This is a genomic window from Prevotella sp. P3-122, from assembly GCF_002251365.1.
In the GTDB taxonomy this organism is placed as follows: domain Bacteria; phylum Bacteroidota; class Bacteroidia; order Bacteroidales; family Bacteroidaceae; genus Prevotella.
Window position 1 is genome coordinate 54,092 of the sequence record NZ_NPJH01000053.1, and the last position, 17,610, is coordinate 71,701.

Sequence of the window (17,610 nt, forward strand, 5' to 3'; positions counted from 1 at the left end):
CAAATTAATATGCGGCCATGGCACCGCCACGTGTGTGGCCAGAATTGAGAAGTCCGTCATAATGACGCATAAGCAAATGACTCTCAATCTGCTGCAAAGTGTCAATAACCACACCAACAAGAATCAGCAGTGAAGTACCACCAAAGAACTGTGCGAAACCCTGCTGGACATCAAGAAGACCTGCAAGAGCCGGCATCACAGCTATGAAAGCGATGAACAGAGAGCCCGGGAGGGTAATTCTTGACATTACAGTATCAATATACTCAGCAGTGTCCTTACCTGGCTTGATGCCGGGAATGAAACCGTTATTGCGCTTCATATCCTCTGCCATCTGCGTAGGATTCAAGGTGATTGCTGTATAGAAATAGGTGAAAGCAATAATCAGCACTACATATACAGCATTGTACAGGAAGCTACGGTTGTCGAGCAGCGACTGAACAACCCATGAGGCACTCTCACTCTGGTAGCGTACAAAAGCCAAAGGAATGAACATCAAAGCCTGAGCAAAGATGATAGGCATAACATTGGCTGCAAACAGCTTCAATGGAATGTACTGACGGGCACCTCCATATTGCTTGTTTCCGACAAGACGCTTGGCATACTGAACTGGCACCTTGCGAACGCCCTGCACCAAGAGGATGGAAGCACAGACTACAGCATAAAGGATAAGTATCTCAGCCACAAACATGATAAGACCACCACCAGAGATGGCGTTCAGGCGTGAGCTGAATTCTTGAACGAAAGACTGAGGCAGACGTGCAATGATACCTATCATAATGATGAGTGAGACTCCATTTCCTACTCCCTTGTCAGTGATACGCTCTCCAAGCCAAAGGATGAACATGCTACCAGCTGCAAGGATGATTGTTGCAGGGAACATGAATGCTGTCCAAGAAATGCCTGAAGCCAAGGCCTGAGAGGCCTGGAACTTCAGGTTTATGAGATAACTCGGAGCCTGGAACAGAAGAATACCTACTGTCAAGGCACGGGTATACCAGTTGATTTTCTTGCGACCGCTCTCTCCTTCACGCTGCATCTTCTGGAAGTAAGGTACAGCAACAGCGAGAAGCTGCATCACGATGGAAGCTGAGATGTAAGGCATGATTCCAAGCGCAAAGATTGACGCATTGGAAAATGCACCACCAGAGAACATGTCCAGCAGCGACATAAGACCGCCAGCAGTTTGCGACTGAAGGTTTTCCAACTTGGCAGGATTGATGCCAGGAAGCACCACAAACGAGCCGAAACGGTAGATAGCCGTAAACAGGATGGTGATGAGGAGTCGCTGACGCAAATCCTCAACCTTCCAACAGTTCTTTAGTGTCTCAATAAACTTTTTCATCTACTTAGATAATTGTTGCGTTACCACCCAGAGCCTTGATAGCCTCTTCTGCAGACTTTGAGAACTTGTTAGCCTCAACGTCAATCTTCAGAGTAAGCTGGCCGTTGCCAAGAATCTTAACAAGCTGCTTGTTGTCTACCAGACCTGCTGCTACAAGCTCTGCTATGCCGATCTTTGTATATCCCTTTGCTTCTGCAAGAGACTGAAGAGCAGACAAGTTAACAGGACAATACTCCTTGTGGTTGATATTCTTGAAGCCACCCTTCGGAACACGGCGCTGCAGAGGCATCTGACCACCTTCGAAACCTATCTTTCTCTTATAACCAGAACGAGCCTTAGCACCCTTGTGTCCACGAGTAGAAGTACCACCGAGTCCAGAACCTGGACCACGACCGATACGACGGCGAGAGTGTGTAGAGCCAGCAGCTGGTTTCAAATTGCTTAATTTCATAATTACACTGAATTTAAAGATTATTATTCAACTACCTTTACCAAATGGTGAACCTTACGGATCATACCACGTGCGCTCGGGGTATCCTCAACCTCAACAACCTGAGAAATCTTATGAAGTCCAAGTGCCTGAAGAGTACGCTTCTGGTCGATAGGAGCACCAATCTTGCTCTTTATTTGCTGAATTTTAATTGTTGCCATACTTCTACCTCCAATTAACCGTTAAACACTCTGTCCATACTGATACCGCGCTCACCTGCTATTGTGTATGCATCACGCATCTGAGACAAAGCGGCGATAGTAGCTTTCACAAGGTTGTGTGCGTTGGAAGAACCTTTCGACTTTGCGATAACGTCCTTAACACCTACACTCTCAAGAACAGCACGCATAGCACCACCAGCCTTAAGACCGGTACCGGCAGCAGCGGGCTTGAGGAGTACCTGGGCACCACCATAGGAAACCTCTACCTCATGAGGTACAGTACCCTTGAGTACAGGAACCTTAACAAGATTCTTCTTTGCAGCCTCAGTACCCTTAGAGATGGCAGCTGTTACTTCACCAGCCTTACCAAGACCGTAACCGATAACACCGTTACCGTCTCCAACAACGACGATAGCAGCGAATGTAAAGGTACGACCACCCTTTGTAACCTTAGTTACACGGTTGATGGCTACCAAGCGATCCTTCAATTCAGCGTCACTATTAACTTTAACTTTATTCATTGCCATAATCGTATATTAGAATTTAAGTCCACCTTCACGTGCACCGTCAGCGAGTGACTGTACACGACCATGATAGAGATAACCGTTACGGTCGAAAACAACCTCAGAGATACCAGCGGCAAGAGCCTTCTCAGCAATGAGGAGACCCACCTTCTTAGCCTGCTCAGACTTGTTCATCTTCTCGAGACCGAGTGAAGAAGCAGCAGCGAGAGTTGTACCAACCTTGTCATTAATAACCTGAGCGTAAATCTGCTTGTTAGAACGGAATACGCTGAGACGTGGGCGTTCTGCAGTACCAACAACTTTTTTGCGAATGCGGAACTTTATCTTAATTCGTCTTTCTATTTTACTTACTGTCATAATCGTAAATCTTTTAATAAAATTACTTAGCTGAAGCTGACTTACCAGACTTTCTGCGGATGACCTCACCCTTGAACAGGATACCCTTACCCTTGTAAGGCTCAGGCATACGGAAAGAACGAATTTTTGCACAGATGAGTCCAAGCAACTGCTTGTCGCATGACTCAAGCGTAATTATTGGGTTCTGGTTTCTCTCAGACTTTGTCTCAACCTTAACCTCCTTCGGAAGCTCGATGAAGATAGGATGTGTGTAACCGAGTGAGAACTCAACCAAGTTGCCCTGGTTAGAAACACGGTAACCTACACCTACAAGCTCGAGTACCTTAGTATAGCCCTGGCTAACACCAACAACCATGTTGTTTACAAGCGAGCGGTACAAGCCATGGAAAGCCTGCTTCTGCTTGATGTTTACAGGACTGTTCTCGTCAATCTCAAATGTTATCTGACCATCAGCGAAATTGTACTTGATAGAAGGATCAATCCACTGTGACAACTCACCCTTCGGGCCCTTAACATTAACTACATGGGTATTGTTGTCGTAGTTAACAGTTACACCAGCTGGTACGCTAATTGGCAATTTACCTATTCTTGACATATTCAAATCCTCCAATTAATAAACATAGCAAAGAACCTCACCACCAATCTTAAGGTCGGCAGCCTCTTTGTCTGTCATTACACCTTGGGACGTAGATATGATAGCAATACCAAGTCCGTTAATAACTCGTGGCATGTCCTTATAACCTGTGTACTTACGAAGACCAGGAGTGGAAACACGCTTTAAACCCTTGATGGCGTTCTGCCTTGTTACAGGGTTGTACTTCAGGGCAACCTTAATAGTACCCTGAGGGCCATCCTCGATGAACTTGTAGTTCAGGATGTAGCCCTTGTCGAAGAGGATCTTAGTGATCTCTTTCTTCAAGTTAGACGCAGGAACTTCAACAACACGGTGATTAGCCATGATTGCGTTTCTGAGTCGTGTCAGATAATCTGCTATTGGATCTGTCATAAAAAAAAGTTTAATTAATCGGGCCTACCCCGACAATATTAAATAATATACTTATAATTACCAGCTTGCTTTCTTTACTCCAGGGATGAGACCTGCAGAAGCCATCTCGCGGAACTGGATACGAGAGAGACCGAACTGGCGGATGTAGCCTTTTGGACGTCCGGTGATCTTGCAACGGTTGTGCAGACGTATCGGGTTAGCGTTCTTTGGGATAGCCTGAAGCTTACGAGCAGCCTCGTAAGCCTCAGCAGGATCCTGAGCAGTAGCTATAATCTTCTTCAGAGCTGCGCGCTTTTCAGCGTAACGAGCTACAAGCTTTGCACGCTTTACCTCGCGAGCTTTCATTGATTCCTTTGCCATATCTCTTAATCCTTTTTAGCGTTCTTGAATGGAAGTCCGAAACCTTTCAGAAGAGCATAACCCTCCTCATCGGTCTTTGCGCTTGTCACGAAAGTGATGTTCATACCTTGGATGCGGTCAATCTGGTCAAGGTTGATTTCCGGGAAGATAATCTGCTCAGAAATACCAAGAGTGTAGTTTCCGCGTCCGTCAAACTTGCTCTCGATACCCTTGAAGTCACGGATACGTGGGAGGGCAATGCGAACGAGCTTCTCGAGGAACTCATACATGCGCTCACGACGCAGTGTAACCATGACGCCGATTGGCATCTTCTTACGGAGCTTGAAGTTGGCGATGTCCTTACGGGAATAAGTAGCGACAGCCTTCTGACCTGTGATAGAGGAAATCTCATTGATTGCCACATCGATGATCTTCTTATCCTGTGTAGCATCACCGAGACCCTGGTTGATTACAATCTTCTTCAAGACAGGAATCTGCATTGATGAAGAATAGTTGAACTGCTTCTGCAGTGAAGGAGCGATAGTCTCCTTGTATACCTTCTTTAACTGTGCTGTATCCATTACTTGATCTCCTCCCCAGACTTTTTAGCGATGCGTATTATCTTCTTACCCTCGCGCTTGATAGCGACACGAGTAGCCTTACCACTCTTTGGGTCAATGAGGCTCAAGTTGGAAATGTGAATAGGAGCCTCCTGCTTGATGATGCCACCCTGCGGGTTCTTGGCTGATGGCTTTGCGCTCTTAGATACAATGTTGATACCCTCAACAATAGCGCGTTCGTCCTTTACCAAGACCTTGAGCACCTTACCGGTCTTGCCCTTATCCGAGCCTGCCAAAACGATTACTGTATCGTCTTTTCTGATATGTAACTTACTCATTACTTGTTGTTGTTAAAAATTAGAGAACCTCAGGTGCCAAAGAAACAACCTTCATGTTGACTGCACGGAGCTCACGAGCAACAGGGCCGAAGATACGGCTACCACGAAGTTCGCCAGCATTGTTGAGCAGCACACAAGCATTGTCATCGAAACGGATATAAGAACCATCAGGACGACGGATTTCCTTCTTTGTGCGAACTATCAAAGCCTTAGATACTGCACCCTTTTTCAAATCACTTGATGGGATAACGTTCTTGACAGCAACGACAATAACGTCACCAACACTTGCATAACGACGGCGTGTGCCTCCGAGCACGCGGATGCAAAGAGCCTCACGTGCGCCGCTGTTATCACATACTGTAAGTCTTGATTCTGCCTGTATCATAATTACTTAGCTTTTTCAACGATTTGTACTAATCTCCACCTCTTAGTCTTTGAAAGAGGACGTGTCTCCATAATCTGAACGGTATCGCCGAGGTTTGCCTCATTGTTCTCGTCATGGGCATGGTATTTCTTTGTCTTCTGTACAAATTTACCATAAATCGGGTGCTTCTCCTTGAACTTAGCAGCAATAACAATGGTTTTATCCATCTTGTTACTGATAACGACACCCTGTCTTACTTTTCTTAAATTCCTTGTTTCCATCTGAACCATTGTTATTTGTTAAGTTCTCTTTGACGAAGTTCTGTATTCATACGAGCGATGTCTCGACGAGTCTTCTTAATCACTGATGGATCAGCAAGAGGAGAAATGTTATGATTGAGTTTCTTCTGTACCAACTCTGCCTTAGCATTCTCAAGCTTCTCTACCAAGTCCTTGGTTTCAAGCTCCTTTATTTCATTAATCTTCATAATTAAGCGTTTTTATCGAAATCACGACGTACGACAAACTTTGTTTTAACAGGCAGTTTCTGCGCTGCGAGACGAAGAGCCTCCTTAGCGATATCGAAACTTACACCTTCTACTTCGAAGAGGATACGTCCTGGAGTTACAGGAGCGACCCAACCTGCGGGGTCTCCCTTACCTTTACCCATTCGGACATCAGCAGGCTTGCGTGTAATAGGCTTATCCGGGAAAATACGGATCCAAACCTGACCCTCGCGCTGCATGTAGCGGTTTACAGCGACACGCGCTGCCTCTATCTGGCGGCTGTCGATCCATTTTGCCTCAAGTGTCTTGATGCCGAAGGAACCGAATGCCAGCTGTGTACCTCTGTGGGCGTTGCCTTTATTGCCGCGTCCGTCTTGAGGTCTTCTATATTTTACTCTTTTTGGCTGTAACATTGTAGCTTCTTACTTTTAACGGTTATTGTTTCTACGACGATTACCACGGTCACGACGGCCACCATTGTTGTTAGAACGGCCATTGTTCTGCTTCTCCTGGGTGAAGTTCACTGTAACATCACGCTTGCCGTAAACCTCTCCACGGCAAATCCAAACCTTTATACCCAGAAGACCAACCTTTGTCAGAGCCTCAGCCTGGCAATAGTCGATGTCTGCGCGGAAAGTATGCAGAGGAGTACGACCCTCCTTATACATTTCCTTACGTGCCATTTCAGCACCGTTGAGACGACCAGTAATTTGGACCTTGATGCCTTCAGCGCCGGCACGCATGGTATTCTGGATTGCCATCTTGATTGCACGGCGGTAGGCTATTTTGCCTTCAACCTGGCGAGCGATGTTATTGGCTACAATATTAGCGTCCAATTCAGGTTTCTTTACCTCGAAGATGTTGATTTGGATTTCCTTGTCATAAAGTTTCCTCAACTCCTCCTTGAGTTTGTCAACATCCTGACCACCTCTACCAATGACGATGCCCGGACGAGCAGTGCAAATAGTGATGGTAACCAGCTTCAATGTGCGTTCGATGACGATGCGTGAGACGCTAGCCTTAGCAAGACGCTCATTAAGATACTTGCGGATTTTCTGGTCCTCAACGAGGTTGTCTCCGAAGTTCTTGCCACCGAACCAATTTGAATCCCAACCGCGGATAATGCCCAAACGGTTGCTTATAGGATTAACTTTCTGTCCCATTCTATTAATTATTTTTCGTCGTTAGTTTTGGTATCTACAAAGAGGGTTACATGATTGCTGCGCTTGCGGATTCTGTAGCCACGTCCCTGTGGTGCAGGACGCATACGCTTCATTGTAACACCTTCATCAACGAATACTCTGCTTATATAGAGTTCGCCGTCTTCGGCCTTGCGGTCATTCTTCTGCTCCCAGTTAGCAATGGCTGAACGGAGAAGTTTCTCCACGTCTGCAGCAGCATGCTTTTTTGAGAATCTGAGTACACCAAGAGCGCGGTTCACCTCCATACCACGAATCATATCTACAACGTAGCGCATCTTACGTGGAGAGGAAGGAACGCCAACAAGCTTGGCAAAGTACAGGTTTTTGCGGGCTTCCTTAAGTTTTTCAGCCGCTATATGTTTTCTTGCTCCCATTATTAATCGAATTGTTTAAATGGTTTGCCTGTTTACTTTCTGTTTCCAGAGTGTCCGCCGAACCTGCGTGTAGGAGAGAACTCTCCGAGCTTATGTCCAACCATGTTCTCTGTGATGTAAACAGGGATGAATTTATTTCCGTTATGAACTGCAACAGTGTGTCCCACGAAATCGGGTGAGATCATTGATGCCCTGGCCCAAGTCTTGACAACAGTCTTCTTGCCACTCTCGTTCATTGCGAGAATCTTCTTTTCGAGTGACACGTTGATATATGGACCTTTTTTAAGTGAACGACTCATAATTTATGCTTTATTTTTTGTTAGCTCTTTCAATAATAAACTTGTTAGAAAGCTTCTTTGGTGCACGTGTCTTGAGACCCTTTGCATACAGACCCTTACGTGAACGTGGGTGACCTCCAGACTGACGTCCTTCACCACCACCCATTGGGTGATCAACAGGGTTCATAACTACACCACGGTTGTGAGGACGACGTCCCAGCCAGCGTGAGCGTCCTGCCTTACCAGACTGCTCAAGTGCGTGGTCAGAGTTACCTACACTACCTACAGTAGCTCTACAAGCAGAGAGAATCTTACGAGTCTCTCCAGAAGGGAGCTTAATTACACAATAGCTGCCTTCGCGAGAAGTCAACTGAGCAAAATTACCAGCCGAACGAACCAACAGGGCACCCTGACCTGGACGCAACTCAATGTTGTGAATTACAGTACCAACAGGAATGTTCTGTAGCGGAAGAGTGTTACCGATTTCCGGTGCTGCGTCAGCACCAGACATCAGAGTAGCACCTACCTGCAATCCGTTAGGAGCAATAATGTAACGTTTTTCACCATCAGCGTAGAAGAGAAGTGCAATGCGAGCAGAGCGGTTTGGATCATACTCGATTGTCTTTACTACAGCTGGAACACCATCTTTCTCTCGCTTGAAGTCTATCAGACGATACTTCCTCTTATGACCGCCGCCCATGTAGCGGACAGTCATTTTACCGGTGTTGTTTCGACCACCGGTTGAACGCTTACCGTAAACGAGAGACTTTTCTGGCACGGATGCAGTAATCTCCTCGAACGTGCCAATAACTTTGTGTCTTTGTCCCGGAGTAACGGGATTAAATTTGCGTACTGCCATTTTATTTATTCAATATTGCTATAAAAATCAATTGTTTCGCCCTCCTTAAGGGTTACGATTGCTTTCTTGAACGCGCTCTTTTGTCCCTTCACGAGACCTGCCTTTGTATAGCGTGCCATGCGCTTGCCAGCATAGAGCATAGTGTTCACATCCTCGACATTTACTTTATACAGACCCTCGACCTCTTCCTTAATTTGGAGCTTGTTAGCCTCAGGACTAACCAGGAAGCCATAACGGTTTGACTTCTTGTCGGTAATCTTGGTCATCTTCTCAGTGACCAGCGGTTTGATGATAAATCCCATAAATCTAATTCTCCTTTAATTACTTATTTAAGATGTTGTCGATAGTCTTCAGAGAACTTTCAGCAATTACGAGTACTTCCGAGTTCAATATTTTGTACGTATTGATGTTGGCTGCACCCATTACCTGAGCCTCTTTCAAATTGCGAGCTGACAAATATACGTTTTTATCCTCAACTGGCAAAACAACGAGTGTCTTCTTACCCTCAACTTTAAGATTTTTAGTAATATTTATAAAATCTTTTGTCTTTGGGGCATCCAAAGTAAAGTCTTCTACTACGATAATAGCATTCTCCTTAGCCATGTAAGAGAGGGCTGATTTACGAGCAAGAATATTTACTTTTTTGTTGAGTTTCTGTCTGTAGTCACGTGGTTTTGGACCAAATACACGTCCACCACCAACAAGTACAGGAGAATTGATATCACCGCGACGTGCTCCACCGCCACCCTTCTGGCGTCCGAGCTTGCGGGTAGAACCGCTTACCTCACTTCTCTCCTTAGACTTAGCTGTACCCTGACGCTGGTTAGCGAGATACTGCTTAACGGCGAGATAGAGAACGTGTTCGTTAGGCTCTATGCCGAAGATTGCATCGTTAAGGGCAACCTTCCTTCCGGTCTCCTGACCGTTTATATTCAAAACACTAACTTCCATTATTTCTCAATTAAAACAGTTGAACCTTTGCATCCAGCAACAGAGCCCTTGATGATAAGCAGGTTCTGCTCTGGAATAACCTTTAACACCTGGAGATTTTGTGTTGTCACACGGTCGCCACCCATCTGGCCACCCATGCGCATACCCTTGAAGACCTTTGCAGGGTAAGAACAAGCTCCGATAGATCCCGGCTTGCGGGCGCGGTCGTCCTGACCATGAGTGCTCTGACCAACACCACCGAATCCATGGCGTTTTACAACACCCTGAAAACCTTTACCCTTTGAAGTACCAACAACGTCTACGAACTTAGCGTCGTTGAAGATTTCAACTGTTACGGTATCACCGAGGTTTAACTCCTCATTGAACTTGAACTCGGCCAAGTGCTTCTTTGGTGTTGTGCCTGCCTTCTTGAATACGCCCATCATAGGCTTTGTGGTATTCTTTTCCTTGGCTTCTCCAAAAGCCAACTGTACGGCCTCATAACCGTCCTTCTCGACGGTCTTTACCTGAGTAACGACACAAGGACCAGCTTCGATAACAGTGCACGGTACGTTCTTACCGTCGGCACTGAAAACGGATGTCATTCCGATTTTTCTTCCAATTAATCCTGGCATTTCAATAAAAATTTAAAAATTGATTTTGTTTTCGACAATCGATAAATTAGACCTTGATTTCAACCTCGACACCAGAGGGAAGCTCCAGTTTCATGAGTGCGTCTACTGTCTTGGATGTAGAGCTATAGATGTCTATCAGGCGCTTGAAGTCTGAGAGCTGGAACTGCTCACGAGATTTCTTGTTAACGAAAGTAGAACGGTTAACGGTGAAGATGCGCTTGTGTGTCGGAAGTGGAATAGGTCCACTGACGATAGCACCTGTAGCCTTTACGGCCTTTACGATTTTCTCTGCTGACTTGTCAACCAACTTGTGGTCGTAAGATTTCAGCTTAATTCTAATTTTCTGACTCATTGTATTAAGTTGATTAATATTGATTATTTTAGAGGATTGGGGTACACCAGATAAGAGTCATACGCTATCTGATGCCCCATTCCACATGTTATTTTTATTAGAGGAGTTCAGAGTGTCCCTTCACTTCCTCAAGCACAGTCTTGGCAATGCTTGTAGAGAGAGCCTCGTGATGGTCATACTCCATAGAGCTTGTAGCACGTCCAGAGGTAATGGTACGCAGAGCTGTAACGTAGCCGAACATTTCTGCCAGAGGAACCATAGCCTTTACGATGCGGGCACCGCTTCGTGCCTCTTCCATACCCTGAACCATACCACGGCGCTTGTTGAGGTCACCGATTACGTCACCCATGTTCTCCTCAGGAGTAACAACCTCTACCTTCATAATAGGCTCCATGAGAACAGGTTTAGCCTTCGGGCAGAGAACCTTGAATGCCTGATGGGCAACAAGCTCGAATGAAAGCTGGTCAGAGTCAACGGGGTGGAAGCTACCATCGGTAAGAGTAACCTTCAGACCTGTCATTGGGAAGCCACCGAGTACACCATTCTTCAGGCAGTCCTTGAATCCCTTCTCTACAGATGGGATGAACTCCTTAGGAACATTACCACCCTTTACCTCGTTGATAAACTGAAGATCGCCCTCTGTGTAGTCTTCGTCCTTTGGAGCGATGGTAACATCGATACAAGCGAACTTACCACGACCACCAGACTGCTTCTTGTATGTCTCACGGCTCTGTGCTGTAGAAGAGATAGCCTCCTTGTAGTTAACCTGTGGCTTACCCTGGTTGCACTCTACCTTGAACTCGCGCTTCAGACGGTCAATGATGATATCGAGGTGAAGCTCACCCATACCAGAGATAATAGTCTGGCCGCTCTGCTCGTCAGTACGTACGGTGAATGTTGGGTCCTCCTCAGCGAGCTTGGCAAGACCGTTGTCAAGCTTGGCAATGTCGGCCTGGCTCTTTGGTTCAACAGCGATAGAGATAACTGTATCAGGGAAGGTCATAGACTCGAGTACGATTGGGTGTGCCTCATCGCAGAGAGTGTCACCAGTACGGATATCCTTGAATCCAACACCTGCGCCGATGTCACCAGCATCAATTGTCTCCATAGGAATTTCCTTGTTGGAGTTCATCTGGAAGAGGCGGCTGATGCGCTCCTTCTTTCCAGAGCGTGGGTTGTAAACGTATGAACCAGCAACAACCTTACCAGAGTAGACGCGGAAGAACACCAGACGTCCCATGAACGGGTCTGTAGCAATCTTGAATGCCAATGCTGATGTTGGAGCATCCTCAGAAGGCTTGCGGTCCTCTTCCTCATCTGTGTCAGGGTTTGTACCTACGATAGCCTCAGTGTCAAGTGGTGAAGGCAGGAATGCGCACACATAGTCAAGAAGTGGCTGCACACCCTTGTTCTTGTATGATGAGCCAAGAACCATAGGGGTAAGCTCCATGGAGATGGTGCCCTTACGGATGGCTGCAATCAGTTTGTCCTCTGGAATATCCTTTCCCTCAAGGTATAGCTCCATAAGCTCGTCATCGAAGCTGGCTGCGCTCTCAAGCATCTTGTCGCGCCACTCCTGAGCCTCGTCTACGAGGTCAGCAGGAATTTCCTCGACGTCATATTCTGCGCCCATTGTCTCATCGTGCCACAGGATAGCCTTCATCTTGATAAGGTCAACGACACCCTTGAAGTTCTCCTCAGCGCCGATAGGAATCTGTACTGGACACGGGTTAGCGCCAAGAATATCCTTCATCTGCTGTACAGTCTCGAAGAAGTCAGCACCTGAACGGTCCATTTTATTTACATAACCGATACGTGGTACGTTGTACTTGTCAGCCTGACGCCATACGGTCTCCGACTGTGGCTGTACACCATCGGCAGCAGAGTATGTAGCGACGGCCCCATCGAGTACACGGAGTGAGCGCTCTACCTCAGCTGTGAAATCCACGTGTCCCGGAGTATCGATCAAATTGATCTTGTATGAATTTCCCTGATAGTTCCAGTTACATGTGGTAGCAGCAGAGGTAATGGTAATACCACGCTCCTGCTCCTGAGCCATCCAGTCCATTGTGGCAGCACCATCATGAACCTCACCGATCTTATGAGTCTTTCCTGTATAGAAGAGGATACGCTCAGAAGTTGTTGTCTTACCAGCATCGATGTGGGCCATGATACCAATATTACGGGTCAAATGTAAATCGCGATTTGCCATTGTCTTTTTACCTGTTAATTAGTTAGAACCTGAAGTGAGCAAAAGCACGGTTAGCCTCAGCCATACGATGCATATCTTCCTTACGCTTGAAGGCACCACCCTGATTGTTATATGCGTCCATAATCTCAGCGGCGAGCTTGTCAGCCATAGACTTACCACCACGCTTGCGAGCATAGCCAATCAGATTTTTCATTGAGATACTCTCCTTACGTGATGGACGGATTTCAGTAGGTACCTGGAAAGTAGCACCACCGATACGACGGCTCTTCACCTCTACCTGAGGAGTGATGTTGTCGAGAGCCTGCTTCCATATTTCAAGAGGGCTTTTCTCCTCCTTGGCCATCTTTTCCTTTACGATGTCAAGAGAGTTGTAGAAAATCTTATATGAGGCATTCTTCTTGCCATCATACATAAGGTGATTAACGAATTTTGAGACCTTCTGGTCGTTGAAGACTGGATCTGGAAGAACCACGCGCTTCTTTGGTTTTGCTTTTCTCATTTTATTATTTGTATGATTATTCTGCTTGGGGCTGTCTTTTTATGTTCTTCAACGCCCACACCTGGGCATTTACTCAACCTGTTATTAACAATTCTCCAGCAAAACGTTATAAAAAAAATAAATTCTTAGTTGTTGTAAGTAAAGGCAAGTCCCCGTGCTTTCGGTTCATTTCCCTTCCCCGTGCGGATTCCGAAGTTTTGTGTCAACCACAAGCTTACTAATCCATAACCCGAGGACTTGTCTTTGTTCTTAGGCTTTCGGCTAATTACTTCTTTGCCTTTGGACGCTTTGCTCCGTACTTAGAACGGCGCTGTGTACGGTTTGTAACACCTGCGGTATCAAGAGTACCACGAACGATGTGATAGCGTACACCAGGAAGATCCTTTACACGACCGCCGCGCACCAATACTATTGAGTGCTCCTGCAAGTTGTGTCCCTCTCCTGGGATGTAGGAGTTAACTTCCTTCTGGTTTGTCAAACGAACACGGGCAACTTTACGCATTGCCGAATTAGGCTTCTTAGGAGTTGTTGTGTAGACGCGGACGCATACACCACGACGCTGAGGACATGCGTCCAAAGCTGGTGACTTGCTCTTGTCTACCAATACCTTTCTGCCCTTTCTTACTAACTGTGAAATAGTAGGCATAATTAATGATTTTTAATTTATATATTTATTTTGTTTATTATCAACTGATTACGACATTACCACTGAATATCGTTTCGGGCTGCAAAGGTACAAACTTTTTGCCAAACTACCTAATTAATAGACTAAAAAGGATTGTTGAACAAAATAAATTTAAGAATAAATAACACTTGTCAAGCTATTTTAAACAAAACAAGTGTAATTTGCCAATCATCTAAGCACGCACTGCAAACGTAAAAGCATAAGCATCCAAATGGTTTATGACACTTTTGCGCTTACAGCGCGTGTTGCTTTCTATACCATCTTCCGTAAAGCCGTATCCTCAAACAATATCATCATCTTGTTTCTGCTAAGGGGCTATATGGCAGAAAGCTGTTAATGACAGTGGCCTATGAAGGTATATGCGTTTCCATGTGTCGTATTACGCCTCCCCATTTCCAAAAGGAGCAATGGTACGAGGTCCGGCCTCCATCTGTGGAGCCTGCGGTATGGCTATTGGGCCAAACTCCTTCTCATACTTAATAATATTGTCCTGCAATGCGGCAAGCAGGCGCTTGGCATGCTCAGGTGCAAGGATTACGCGCGAGCACACCTCTGGCTTAGGCATGCCTGGCAGTATGCGTGCGAAGTCGACGATAAAGTCGCTGTGAGAGTGTGAGATAAGAGCGAGGTTTGAATAAACGCCAGAAGCTACCTCTGGCTTAAGCTCGAGCTGGAACTGCTGTCCTGGCTGCTGGTTTCTGTTATCAGACATTTTTTATCAATATTATAGGTTATATATATAAATATGTGTAACTCCCGAACGTGCGGAATGAATATTCCGCTGTTGTCTATGCAAAGATAGCAATAAGTTTTATGTCCTGCAAATTTTGATGATCTTTTATTTTGCATTGTTTACAGGCAGGCAGGCTAAGAGACGTACTCTGCACCGAATTTGAAATATTTGACCGAAAAGTTTTGTTCTTATCCCGATTTGCACTATCTTTGCACTATGCTAAATACTTAGGGGTACTCAAGCTATTCCTGCATACTATCAAGAACAACTAACAACATCATATAACATCTTATGAAACTAACCAAATTATTCACTACCCTCGCCCTTGCAGCCACGGCTCTTTTCGTGCCGGCTAATGCCAATGCTGCATCTAAAAGTGGCGATTTCACCGTTGGCAAGGGCACGTTCCTGCTCAACGGCGAACCATTTATTGTAAAGGCTGCGGAGGTACACTATCCGCGTATTCCGCAAGCTTACTGGGACCACCGCATCAAGATGTGCAAGGCTCTTGGCATGAACACCGTATGTATCTATGTGTTCTGGAACATCCACGAGCAGTCGGAAGACCATTTTGACTTCACAGGCAACAACGACGTGGCAGCATTCTGCCGTCTGGCACAGAAGAACGGAATGTACGTGATAGTACGTCCCGGCCCATACGTATGTGCAGAATGGGAAATGGGTGGTCTGCCCTGGTGGCTGCTGAAGAAGAAGGACATCCGCCTGCGCGAGCAAGACCCCTATTTCATGGAGCGCGTGAAAATATTCGAGGAGAAGGTTGCCCAGCAGCTTGCTCCGCTAACCATCCAGAATGGCGGTCCTATCATTATGGTACAGGTAGAGAACGAGTATGGCTCATACGGTGAGGACAAGGCATACGTAAGTGAGATACGCGACGTGCTGAAGGCCAACTGGTACAAGAAGAATGACGAAGGCAAGCTTGTTGGGCCGGCTCTCTTCCAGTGTGACTGGTCATCTAACTTCACAAAGAACGGGCTTGACGACCTTGTATGGACAATGAACTTCGGTACAGGAGCCAATATCGACCAGCAGTTCCGCCGCCTTGGCGAGCTTCGTCCCGATGCACCCAAGATGTGTTCAGAGTTCTGGAGCGGATGGTTCGACAAGTGGGGCGCACGCCACGAGACACGTCCTGCCAAGGACATGGTAGAGGGAATGGACGAGATGCTGTCCAAGGGCATCAGCTTCTCTCTCTACATGACCCACGGAGGAACATCGTTCGGACACTGGGCTGGTGCCAACTCTCCCGGTTTCGCTCCCGACGTGACATCCTACGACTACGATGCTCCAATCAACGAATGGGGTCTGGCAACACCTAAGTTCTACGAGCTTCGCAAGATGATGACCAAATACAATGACGGCAAGAAGATGCCTGCCATTCCAAAGGCACCAATGGGCATCATCAGTGTGCCTAAGTTCCAGCTCACAGAGTATGTTCCAATCGTAAATGGCATCAATCGCGTATTCAAGGATAGCCAGAGCAGTCACATGACTTTCGAAGAGATGGATATGGGCTGGGGCTCAGCCGTCTACACAAAAGTACTCCCTGAGATTCCAAATCAAAGCACACTTACTCTTGACGCCCATGACTTCGCTACAGTTTTCATCAATGGCAAGTATATAGGCAAGATAGACCGCGTTAAGAATGAAAAATCAGTAGCTCTTCCGCCTGTAAAGAAGGGTGACCGCCTCACAATACTTATTGAGGCGATGGGACGTATTAATTTCGGTCGTGCAATCAAGGATTTCAAAGGCATCGTAGGTGATGTCGTCATAAGTACGGAGCTTGACAACAATGAGGTCTCTATCAATCTCAAGGGCTTTGTGACATGCACAATTCCTGACGATTACAACACCGCTGTAAAAGCGTTCGCCTCAGAAGCAAAAGAAAACATTTCTAATGATTTGGGGCTTCCTGCTGGCAAAGGCAAAGCCGGTTATTACCGTGGCTACTTCAATCTGAAGAAAGTCGGTGACACTTTCCTCGACTTCGAGACTTGGGGCAAGGGACAGGTTTATGTTAACGGACATGCCATGGGACGCATCTGGAGTATCGGTCCGCAGCAGACACTCTATATACCGGGATGCTGGCTCAAGAAGGGAAAGAACGAAGTCATTGTTCTCGACGTTGTAGGTCCTAAAGAAACCGTAGTTTGGGGACAGACTGAGCCTGAACTCAACAAGCTGCAGCTTGAGAAGAGCAACAAGCACAACAATATCGGTGACAAGCCCGACCTCAACTCAATGACTCCTGTTGCCAAAGGTGCTTTCAAGAGTGGCAACGGATGGCAGACCGTGAAGTTCGGACAGGCTGCCAAGGGTCGCTACCTTGCCATAGAGAGCAGCAGCCTGCACAATGGTACCGACGTTGCCGCAATAGCTGAGCTCTACGTGCAGGGTACCAACGGCCAAAGACTGAGCCGCGAGCCTTGGACAACAAAGTATGCTGACAGCGAGGACGAGAACGGCAACCACACTGGCGACAAGGTGTACGACCTTCAGGAATCTACCTACTGGCAGACCATCAAGGGCGCAGGCTTCCCACACCTCCTCGTCATCGACCTTGGCTCGGTACAGACCATCTCTGCCCTCGAATATCTGCCGCGCGCTGAGCAGGGAGCTCCAGGAAGCATCAAGGACTACAAGATTTTCGTTTATTAATATTATTTATTTGAAGACAAAGGAGCCACTTGGGCTTCGCAAAACAACTTGAATGATCAACAGCCCCGCCATTCGGGGTTAATCCAAACATACAAACGTCCCGTAAAGCCAAGCTTTACGGGGCGTTTGTTATAACAGGCGTAGGTCAGATTGTTCTTATATATAATAAGGTGTAACTGCGAC

27 protein-coding genes are annotated in these 17,610 nt (G+C 46.5%); 1 reads left to right on the forward strand and 26 read right to left on the reverse strand.

Features of this window, described 5'->3' with window-relative positions:
- Positions 1–4: 4 nt before the first annotated feature.
- The 26 genes from secY to CIL02_RS09965 form a co-directional block, all read right to left on the reverse strand.
- Positions 5–1,342, reverse strand: coding sequence for a preprotein translocase subunit SecY (gene secY / locus CIL02_RS09840; protein WP_094401295.1), 1,338 nt, complete (start codon positions 1,340–1,342; stop codon positions 5–7).
- 4 nt (positions 1,343–1,346) lie between these two features.
- Positions 1,347–1,793 carry a 50S ribosomal protein L15 gene (rplO, locus tag CIL02_RS09845; protein WP_094401297.1) on the reverse strand — a complete coding sequence of 149 codons (447 nt, stop codon included), beginning with the start codon at positions 1,791–1,793 and terminating at the stop codon, positions 1,347–1,349.
- Between the two features lie 23 nt (positions 1,794–1,816).
- Complete coding sequence (rpmD, locus tag CIL02_RS09850) at positions 1,817–1,993, reverse strand: 50S ribosomal protein L30 (RefSeq protein WP_094401298.1); 177 nt, start codon at positions 1,991–1,993, stop codon at positions 1,817–1,819.
- A gap of 14 nt (positions 1,994–2,007) precedes the next feature.
- On the reverse strand, positions 2,008–2,520 hold the full coding sequence (gene rpsE / locus CIL02_RS09855; RefSeq protein WP_094401300.1) for a 30S ribosomal protein S5: 513 nt from the start codon (positions 2,518–2,520) through the stop codon (positions 2,008–2,010).
- 9 nt (positions 2,521–2,529) lie between these two features.
- Positions 2,530–2,874, reverse strand: a complete 345-nt coding sequence (gene rplR / locus CIL02_RS09860; RefSeq protein ID WP_094401302.1) for a 50S ribosomal protein L18 — start codon at positions 2,872–2,874, stop codon at positions 2,530–2,532.
- Positions 2,875–2,896: 22 nt separating this feature from the next.
- Positions 2,897–3,469, reverse strand: coding sequence for a 50S ribosomal protein L6 (gene rplF / locus CIL02_RS09865; RefSeq protein ID WP_094401352.1), 573 nt, complete (start codon positions 3,467–3,469; stop codon positions 2,897–2,899).
- Between the two features lie 15 nt (positions 3,470–3,484).
- Positions 3,485–3,880: a 30S ribosomal protein S8 gene (rpsH, locus tag CIL02_RS09870; protein ID WP_094401304.1), complete on the reverse strand. Its 396-nt coding sequence runs from the start codon at positions 3,878–3,880 to the stop codon at positions 3,485–3,487.
- 57 nt (positions 3,881–3,937) lie between these two features.
- Positions 3,938–4,240: a 30S ribosomal protein S14 gene (gene rpsN, locus CIL02_RS09875; protein WP_021991818.1), complete on the reverse strand. Its 303-nt coding sequence runs from the start codon at positions 4,238–4,240 to the stop codon at positions 3,938–3,940.
- A gap of 5 nt (positions 4,241–4,245) precedes the next feature.
- Positions 4,246–4,800: a 50S ribosomal protein L5 gene (gene rplE, locus CIL02_RS09880; protein WP_094401306.1), complete on the reverse strand. Its 555-nt coding sequence runs from the start codon at positions 4,798–4,800 to the stop codon at positions 4,246–4,248.
- Positions 4,800–5,117, reverse strand: coding sequence for a 50S ribosomal protein L24 (gene rplX, locus CIL02_RS09885; RefSeq protein ID WP_094401308.1), 318 nt, complete (start codon positions 5,115–5,117; stop codon positions 4,800–4,802). The genes rplE and rplX overlap by 1 nt, the downstream gene beginning before the upstream one ends.
- 19 nt (positions 5,118–5,136) lie before the next feature.
- Positions 5,137–5,502 (reverse strand): 50S ribosomal protein L14, encoded by a 366-nt coding sequence (gene rplN / locus CIL02_RS09890; protein WP_021992977.1) that lies wholly within the window; start codon positions 5,500–5,502, stop codon positions 5,137–5,139.
- Positions 5,503–5,504: 2 nt separating this feature from the next.
- Positions 5,505–5,771: a 30S ribosomal protein S17 gene (gene rpsQ, locus CIL02_RS09895; RefSeq protein ID WP_094401310.1), complete on the reverse strand. Its 267-nt coding sequence runs from the start codon at positions 5,769–5,771 to the stop codon at positions 5,505–5,507.
- A 2-nt stretch (positions 5,772–5,773) separates the two neighbouring features.
- Complete coding sequence (rpmC, locus tag CIL02_RS09900; RefSeq protein WP_094401312.1) at positions 5,774–5,968, reverse strand: 50S ribosomal protein L29; 195 nt, start codon at positions 5,966–5,968, stop codon at positions 5,774–5,776.
- A 2-nt stretch (positions 5,969–5,970) separates the two neighbouring features.
- Entirely contained in the window at positions 5,971–6,399 is a 429-nt protein-coding gene (gene rplP / locus CIL02_RS09905) for a 50S ribosomal protein L16 (protein WP_094401314.1), read from the reverse strand.
- A gap of 15 nt (positions 6,400–6,414) precedes the next feature.
- A complete protein-coding gene (gene rpsC, locus CIL02_RS09910; RefSeq protein ID WP_094401316.1) occupies positions 6,415–7,149 on the reverse strand; it encodes a 30S ribosomal protein S3 in 735 nt (244 codons plus the stop codon).
- An 8-nt stretch (positions 7,150–7,157) separates the two neighbouring features.
- Positions 7,158–7,562, reverse strand: coding sequence for a 50S ribosomal protein L22 (gene rplV, locus CIL02_RS09915; protein WP_094401318.1), 405 nt, complete (start codon positions 7,560–7,562; stop codon positions 7,158–7,160).
- Positions 7,563–7,594: 32 nt separating this feature from the next.
- Positions 7,595–7,861 (reverse strand): 30S ribosomal protein S19, encoded by a 267-nt coding sequence (gene rpsS / locus CIL02_RS09920; RefSeq protein ID WP_007899787.1) that lies wholly within the window; start codon positions 7,859–7,861, stop codon positions 7,595–7,597.
- Positions 7,862–7,871: 10 nt separating this feature from the next.
- Positions 7,872–8,699 (reverse strand): 50S ribosomal protein L2, encoded by an 828-nt coding sequence (gene rplB / locus CIL02_RS09925; protein ID WP_094401320.1) that lies wholly within the window; start codon positions 8,697–8,699, stop codon positions 7,872–7,874.
- A 5-nt stretch (positions 8,700–8,704) separates the two neighbouring features.
- Complete coding sequence (rplW, locus tag CIL02_RS09930; protein WP_094401322.1) at positions 8,705–9,001, reverse strand: 50S ribosomal protein L23; 297 nt, start codon at positions 8,999–9,001, stop codon at positions 8,705–8,707.
- Positions 9,002–9,020: 19 nt separating this feature from the next.
- Entirely contained in the window at positions 9,021–9,650 is a 630-nt protein-coding gene (rplD, locus tag CIL02_RS09935; protein ID WP_094401324.1) for a 50S ribosomal protein L4, read from the reverse strand.
- On the reverse strand, positions 9,650–10,264 hold the full coding sequence (gene rplC, locus CIL02_RS09940) for a 50S ribosomal protein L3 (protein ID WP_094401327.1): 615 nt from the start codon (positions 10,262–10,264) through the stop codon (positions 9,650–9,652). The genes rplD and rplC overlap by 1 nt, the downstream gene beginning before the upstream one ends.
- A 46-nt stretch (positions 10,265–10,310) precedes the next feature.
- Complete coding sequence (gene rpsJ, locus CIL02_RS09945) at positions 10,311–10,616, reverse strand: 30S ribosomal protein S10 (protein ID WP_094401329.1); 306 nt, start codon at positions 10,614–10,616, stop codon at positions 10,311–10,313.
- Positions 10,617–10,713: 97 nt separating this feature from the next.
- Positions 10,714–12,828: an elongation factor G gene (fusA, locus tag CIL02_RS09950; RefSeq protein ID WP_094401331.1), complete on the reverse strand. Its 2,115-nt coding sequence runs from the start codon at positions 12,826–12,828 to the stop codon at positions 10,714–10,716.
- A 22-nt stretch (positions 12,829–12,850) separates the two neighbouring features.
- On the reverse strand, positions 12,851–13,327 hold the full coding sequence (gene rpsG, locus CIL02_RS09955) for a 30S ribosomal protein S7 (RefSeq protein ID WP_094401333.1): 477 nt from the start codon (positions 13,325–13,327) through the stop codon (positions 12,851–12,853).
- Positions 13,328–13,592: 265 nt separating this feature from the next.
- A complete protein-coding gene (gene rpsL, locus CIL02_RS09960) occupies positions 13,593–13,973 on the reverse strand; it encodes a 30S ribosomal protein S12 (RefSeq protein WP_094401335.1) in 381 nt (126 codons plus the stop codon).
- 418 nt (positions 13,974–14,391) lie between these two features.
- Positions 14,392–14,724, reverse strand: coding sequence for a DUF3467 domain-containing protein (locus CIL02_RS09965; protein ID WP_094401337.1), 333 nt, complete (start codon positions 14,722–14,724; stop codon positions 14,392–14,394).
- A gap of 312 nt (positions 14,725–15,036) precedes the next feature.
- On the opposite strand from CIL02_RS09965, the gene CIL02_RS09970 reads away from it, so the two are divergent.
- The gene (locus CIL02_RS09970; RefSeq protein ID WP_094401339.1) at positions 15,037–17,427 is read left to right on the forward strand and encodes a beta-galactosidase; all 2,391 of its coding nucleotides are present in this window, start codon (positions 15,037–15,039) and stop codon (positions 17,425–17,427) included.
- Positions 17,428–17,610 lie beyond the last annotated feature (183 nt).